At 70.8% G+C, this 6652-nt stretch carries 5 protein-coding genes and 1 pseudogene; all 6 read left to right on the plus strand.

The genetic code is table 11. From position 1 onward, the window contains the following. Positions 1-403 (plus strand): annotated as a pseudogene (locus VIB55_RS09485) (PglZ domain-containing protein); the annotation flags it as partial. Next, complete coding sequence (locus tag VIB55_RS09490; RefSeq protein ID WP_331876409.1) at positions 400-2376, plus strand: ABC transporter ATP-binding protein; 1977 nt, start codon at positions 400-402, stop codon at positions 2374-2376. The pseudogene VIB55_RS09485 and the gene VIB55_RS09490, both read left to right, overlap by 4 nt. Positions 2377-2760: 384 nt before the next feature. Next, a complete protein-coding gene (locus VIB55_RS09495) occupies positions 2761-3885 on the plus strand; it encodes a DegT/DnrJ/EryC1/StrS family aminotransferase (protein ID WP_331876410.1) in 1125 nt (374 codons plus the stop codon). 123 nt (positions 3886-4008) lie between these two features. Beyond that, positions 4009-5097, plus strand: a complete 1089-nt coding sequence (locus VIB55_RS09500) for a glycosyltransferase (protein WP_331876411.1) — start codon at positions 4009-4011, stop codon at positions 5095-5097. Further along, positions 5094-6209, plus strand: a complete 1116-nt coding sequence (locus tag VIB55_RS09505; RefSeq protein ID WP_331876412.1) for a glycosyltransferase — start codon at positions 5094-5096, stop codon at positions 6207-6209. The genes VIB55_RS09500 and VIB55_RS09505 overlap by 4 nt, the downstream gene beginning before the upstream one ends. Beyond that, a partial coding sequence (locus VIB55_RS09510; protein ID WP_331876413.1) for a hypothetical protein occupies positions 6206-6652 on the plus strand: 447 nt, incomplete at its 3' end. The genes VIB55_RS09505 and VIB55_RS09510, both read left to right, overlap by 4 nt.

Genomic DNA, 6652 nt, shown 5'->3' on the forward strand with positions numbered 1-6652 from the left:
CACGCGGCAATGGTTCGAGCGGTCCGAGGCGCTGGCCGCCATCCGCGAGGCCATGCGGCTCAGGGTGCCGGTGCTGGTGACCACGGACCACGGCTCCATCCACTGCCACCGCCCCGCGACGGTGTTCGCCAAGCGCGACACCACCGCCAACCTGCGCTACAAGTTCGGCGACGACCTGCGGGCCGAGGACTCGTCGCTCGCGTTCTCCACCAGCGAGGAAAAGGTGCTGCGCTTTCCCGCCGGGCGCGCGGCCACCAACTACCTGATCGCGCTGGAAGACGTCTTCTTCGTCTATCCCACCAAGCTGCGCCAGTACCAGGCGCGCTACCGCGGCAGCTTTCTTCACGGGGGCATCAGCCCGGAAGAGATGATCCTGCCCGTGGCCCTGCTGACGCCGCGATGAAGCTGTACCTGCGCATCCTGGGCTACCTGCGCCCGCACTGGGGGCTGCTGGCGCTTTCGGTGCTGGCGATGACGCTTCACGCCGCGCTGGATGCGTTCAGCCTCAGCCTGCTCTCGCCCTTCCTGGCCGTGCTGTTCAGCGGCGGCGACTTCGGGCCCGGCGGCGCGTCGGAGATGTTCGGCGGCGGGGCGGGGCGGGTGGTAGACTCGGTGATGTCGATGGTCATCGGCACCGGGGCGGACCAGCGCACGCCCATGCAGGCGCTGTACGTGGTGGTCGCGGTGATCTTCGTGGCGCTGCTGCTGAAGAACCTGGCCCTGTACGCGCAGAACTACACGACGGCGCTGGTGGAAGGGCTGGTGACGCGCGACCTGCGCAACGACATCTACGCGCACCTGCTGCGGCTGGGCTTTCCCTTCTTCCAGCGGACGCGCGCCGGGCAGATCATCAGCCGGGTGACGGGCGACGTCGACCAGATGCGCAGCCTGGTGACGAACAACCTGATCAAGGCCGTCTCGTCGGTCATCCAGGCGATTGCGCTCATCACCTTCCTGGTGATCATCTCGTGGCGGCTGACGCTGGTGGCGCTGGTCGCCATCCCGCCGATGGTGCTGCTCTGGACGCGCTTTCGCAAACGCCTTCGCAAGGGCGTGCTGCGCGTGCTGAACGCCGTGGGCGAGGTGGCGGGGCAGCTGCAGGAGACGGTCGCGGGGATGCGGCTGGTGAAGGCCAGCGGGGCGGAACGGTGGGAGGAGCGCCGCTTTCGCGCGCTGACGCAGAGCCAGTACAAGGCGTTCGCGCGCAACGAGCGGTGGCGCAAGTTCTTTTCGCCCGCCACGGAGGTGGTGACCGCGGCGTCCATCATGGTGCTGGTGGTGTACGGCAGCCACCTGGTGCTGGTGGAGCGGTCGATGGGCGCCAACGCGTTCCTCACCGCGCTGCTGGTGGCCGCCCGGCTGATGACCCCGCTCAAGGCGGTGGCGCAGTACCCGTCCGTCGTGCAGCCAGGGCTGGCGGCGGCGGAGCGTGCGATGGAGCTGCTGGATGCGCCCGTGGAGGTGATGGACCAGCCCGGTGCGCGTCCCGTGACGGCTTTTGCACGCGAGATGCGCTTCGAGGACGTCTCGTTCGAGTACGCGCCCGGCTCGCCCGTGCTGCGGGGCATCGACCTCGTCGTACGCCCGGGCGAGGTGATTGCCCTCGTCGGGCCCAGCGGCGCGGGCAAGAGCACGCTGGCGGACCTTGTCCCGCGCTTCTACGATCCCACGCACGGGCGGGTGACGCTGGATGGCGTCGACATCCGCGACTTGAAGCTCCAGGATCTCCGCGCGCTGCTGGGCATCGTCACGCAGGAGACCATCCTGTTCCACGACACGGTCCGCGCCAACATCGCCTACGGGATGGATGGCGCCAGCCAGGACCACATCGAGGCGGCGGCGCGGGCGGCGAACGCGCACGAGTTCATCGCGCAGCTTCCGCAGGGGTACGACACGGTGCTGGGCGAGCGCGGGACGCGGCTTTCGGGCGGGCAGCGGCAGCGGATCGCCATTGCACGCGCGCTGCTGCGCAACCCGCCGATCCTGATCCTGGACGAGGCCACCAGCGCGCTCGACACCGAGAGCGAGCGTCTCGTCCAGCAGGCAGTGGAGGAGCTGATGGCGCACCGCACCGTGCTAGTGATCGCGCATCGGCTGTCCACCATCCGCCGGGCGACGCAGATCCTGGTGCTGGACGGCGGTGAGATCGTGGAGCGCGGCACGCACGACGAGTTGCTCGCCCACGGCGGTACCTACCGCCGCCTGTACGACATGCAGTTCGGCATGCAGCCCCCCGGCGCGCCGGATGCAGCCGAGCGCGACGCCGACCCAGACCTGGATGTGGATGCGGGCGATGGCGCCGGAAGTGCGCAGGCGGACATCCCCGACGATGCGCAGTCGATCACGGGCGCGGGGGCGGGGGACCGGGCGGCGTAGGTAGCAAGGGCCCGTCGCCGCTGGGGCGACTGAAGTCGCGGCAACAAGGGCCCGAAGTCCGCCTTCGCGGACCGCACGCGCAGTTGAGAGCGTCTCGAGTGGCCCACGCGCGTTCAGGTCTCCCCCTCCCCTGCGCAGCGGGGGACGGGGGCCGGGGGGAGGGGGCTCCCGCAGCATGCGAGGCAGCCAGTCGAACCCCGATCGAAGTTCCCCTCTCTCCCGGGCTGTTTGCGGGGGAGAGGCCGGGAGAGGGGGCACCCGCGGCATGCGCGCGAACCCAGCCTCCGCGGCCGAAGTTCTCCCCTCTCCCGGCGCAGTTTGCCGGGGGAGGGGCCGGGGGAGGGGCCCTGCGGCGATACGATGACCTTTCGACCTGACGGATAGATGCAAGTACCCCTGCTGGACCTGACGCTTCAGTATCGCGGGATCGCTGCGGAGGTGATGCCGGAGCTGCACACGATCATCGAGGAGCAGCGCTTCATCCTCGGGCCGGTGGTGGACCGCTTCGAGCGCGAGATGGAGGCGTACCTGGGCGTGCGCCACGCCGTTGGCTGCGCGAGCGGAACGGACGCCATTCTCCTGGCCCTGCGCGCCTTCGACTGCGGCCGCAACGACGAGGTGGTCACGTCGCCGTTCACCTTTTTCGCCACCGCGGGGGCCATCCACAACGTCGGCGCGCGGCCGGTGTTCGCAGACATCCTGCCCGGCAGCTTCAACCTGGACCCCGCCGCCGCCGAGGCCGCGGTTACGGACCGCACCCGCGTGGTGATGCCGGTGCACCTGTTCGGGCAGATGGCCGACATGCCCGCCTTCCGCGCCTTGGCCGACCGGCACGGGATCGCGCTCCTGGAAGACGCGGCGCAGGCCATCGGCGCGCGGCAGCGGGTGGACGGCGAGTGGATCACCACGGGCACGCTGGGCGACGCGTGCGCCTTCTCGTTCTTTCCCACCAAGAACCTGGGCGCCTTCGGCGACGCGGGGATGACGGTGGCGAAGGATGACGCCACGGCCGAGCGGCTGCGCAAGCTGCGGGTGCACGGCGGGCGACAGATGTACCACCACGAGGAAGTGGGATACAACTCCCGCCTGGACTCGCTCCAGGCGGCGGTGCTCTCCGCCAAGCTCCCGCACCTGAAGGGCTGGAGTGACGCACGCCGCCGCAACGCCGCCTTCTATGACCAGGCCCTGGCGGGCATCGGCGGGATCCAGACTCCCGTCGTGGGCGAAGACCACGAGTCCATCTACAACCAGTACACCCTCCGCGTCCGCGACGGCCGGCGTGATGCGTTGGGGGACTTCCTTCGCGAGCGCGGCGTGGGCAGTGGCGTGTACTATCCCGTGCCGCTGCACCTGCAGGAGTGCTTCGCCTACCTGGGATACCGCGAAGGGCAGTTCCCCGAGTCCGAGCGCGCCTGTCACGAGGTGCTGTCTCTCCCCGTCTTCCCGGAGCTCACGCAGGCGCAGCTGGAGTACGTGGCGGAATCGGTGCGTGCGTTTTTCGGAGAGTAGGGAAGTGCGAAAGTGCGAGAGTGCGAGAGTGCGAAGGTGGGTTTCGGGCGTGCGAGCGATTTCCGCCCGCGTCCGTAACTTTCGCACTTTCGCACTTGGTACTTTCGCACTGTAGTTCCCTCCATGTACGTCATCGCGCACAACGCGTCGGCCGTACTGGGCGGCGGCGAGATCTGGACGGCGTTGCTGCTCGCCGGCCTGCGAGACCGCGGCCACCGCGTGCTCATGCTCTGCCGGAACGAAGAGATGGCCGCTCGCGCCGGCGCATACGGAATCCCCACGGGCGTGCAGCCGATCGGGGGCGACGTGATGCTGCCGGATGCGCTGCGCTTCGCGGCGACCCTTCGCCGGGAGCGGCCGGACGCCGTCCTGCTGACCACCTTCAAGAAGCTGCTGCTCGCCGGCGCGGCCACTCGCATTGCCGGGGTGCCTTTCGTAGTCCAGCGGATCGGCCTGGAAGGCGACACGCCGGCCCGCTCGGCGCGGTACCGCTTTGCGCTGCGCCGGTTCGTCCATCGGGTGGCGCTTAATGCCCACGGCATGCGGCCCGGCTTCCTGGCCGGCGATCCGCGCCTGGACCCGTCCCGCGTGATCGCCCTCCTCGACGGGGTGCGCGCGCCGGTCCGGCAGGCACCCGCTGGGACGGTGCGCCGGGAACTCGGGATTCCCGCGGAGGCCGTGGTCGTGGGCGCCGTCGGCAGGCTGGCGTCGCAGAAACGGTTCGACCGCCTGCTGCGCGCGCTGGCCGCCATCCCCCAGCCGGTCCACTGCGTAATTGCCGGAGAGGGGCCGCAGCGGGAGCGGCTGGAAGCGCTGGCGCGTGAGCTTGGGATGGCCGATCGGCTGCACCTGCTCGGCTTTCGCGCCGACGTGGGCGACGTGCTCGATGCGCTGGACCTGTTCGTCGTCTCGTCCGACCGCGAGGGGCTGGCGAACGCCATGCTCGAGGCGATGGCGTTCGGCCTTCCCGTCGTCAGCACCGACGTCAGCGGCGCGCGCGAGGCGCTGGAGCCGGACGCGGGCGAGCCACGCCCCGGCATCGTCGTGCCCGTGGACGAGGGGGCGCTGCGCGATGCTCTCGCCGAGCTGGTGCGGGACGGAGATGCCCGGCGCGCCATGGGCGTTGCGGCGCGGGAGCGCGCCGAGCGGCTGTTCGGGTGGGAGCGGTTCCTGGACGATTGGGAGCGGCTGCTGGCCAGCGGTGGCGGATGAGGGTTGCCATTCACGTGGACGGCCCCGTCATCCGCGGCAACGAGCGGCAGGTGATCGCCATCGCCGCCGGGCTGCGCGACCGTGGCCACCACGTCGCCGTCTCCTGCCGCAAGGGCGGACCGGTGATGGCGGAGCTGCAGGCGCTCGGCATTGCGGCCACAGGCATTCGCCCCGGCGGCGACACCGACCCGGTGAATGCGCTGCGGTTTGCCGCGTGGCTGCGCCGGGGGCGCTTCGACGCCGTCCTGCTCACCTCGTGGAAGCGCGCCTTCATCTCCGGCTGGGCCGCGCGCGTGGCCCGGGTGCCGCGGGTGGTGTTCCGCATCGGCGGCATCCAGCCTATCGGCGAGAAGCGCGGGCGGCTGGAGCGGTACGCGCTGCGCCACTGGTACCACGCCATCGTCACCAACAGCCTGCGCGTCGCGAATCACATGACCGCTGCGCTGCCGGACCTGGCGGATCGTGTGTCCCTGGTGCCCAACGGCATCGATATCGTTCCCGTTTCGCCCGTCCCGCTCCGTGACGGCTTGAGGGCGCCGGACGATGCGATCCTGGTCGTGGCAGTCGGCGGGATGGAGCCCAACAAGGGCTTCGACCTGCTGACCGACGCCGCGGCGATGCTGGATGACGGCGTCCACGTCGTGCTGGTAGGCGGCGGCACGCCCGAGGCGCGGGCGGCGATGGAGGAGCGTGCGCGGCGGCTGGGGGTGGGGGGCCGCGTGCACTTCTTGGGGCACCGAAGCGATGCGCGTGCGGTGGCGGCTGCGTGCGACCTGTTCGTGATGCCCAGCCGATCCGAGGGCTTCGGCCTCGTGATGCTCGAGGCCATGGCCGCCGGCGTGCCCGTCATCGCGGCGGACGTGGGTGGCGCTCCGGATGCGCTGGCGCCGCGTATGGGCCGCCCGTCCGCGGGGTGGATCGTGCAGGCGAACGATGCGGGCGCGATCGCTGCTGGCCTGCGCGAGGTGGTGGATGCCATCCGGTCCGGCTCGCCCGTCGTGGCGGATCGCGTGCGGGAGGCGAGTTGGCGCGCCGCCCACTGGTTCAGCATGGACGCAATGGTCAGCGGCTACGAGGCCGCGCTCGCGCCGCAGGGGTCGGAGGAGGCGTGAGCGACTTTCTTTTCTGCTCGCGTCCACGTCCACCGGGCGAGCTGAAAGCTGTCTTCGACCGCTGGCTCGGCCCGGTCACCGCCGCAGTGGACGAGTACGCGGGGTCGTGGGGCACGCTGGCCGTCGCCCGCGCCCCGCACGATCCGCCACCGGTTGTGCAGGACGAGCGGGGGATCACGGCACTGATCGGTGAGCCGTTCGCGCACCTCCCGCCCCTGCCGAAAGGCCCGGCCGTGGATGCCGCGCGCAGGCAGGCGCTGCATGAGCGGCTGCTGGCGGGTGGGGACGAGCCGTGGGAGGACCTGCTCGACGGACAGTTCGCCGCGCTGGCGGTCGACGCGTCCACCGGTCGTGGCGAAGTGGTGACGGACCTCTTCGCCTGGATCACGGTCTTCCAGGCGGAGTCGCGCGACGACGGCGCCGTAACCGGCACCCACGCCGAC

The organism is Longimicrobium sp. (assembly GCF_036554565.1).
In the GTDB taxonomy this organism is placed as follows: domain Bacteria; phylum Gemmatimonadota; class Gemmatimonadetes; order Longimicrobiales; family Longimicrobiaceae; genus Longimicrobium.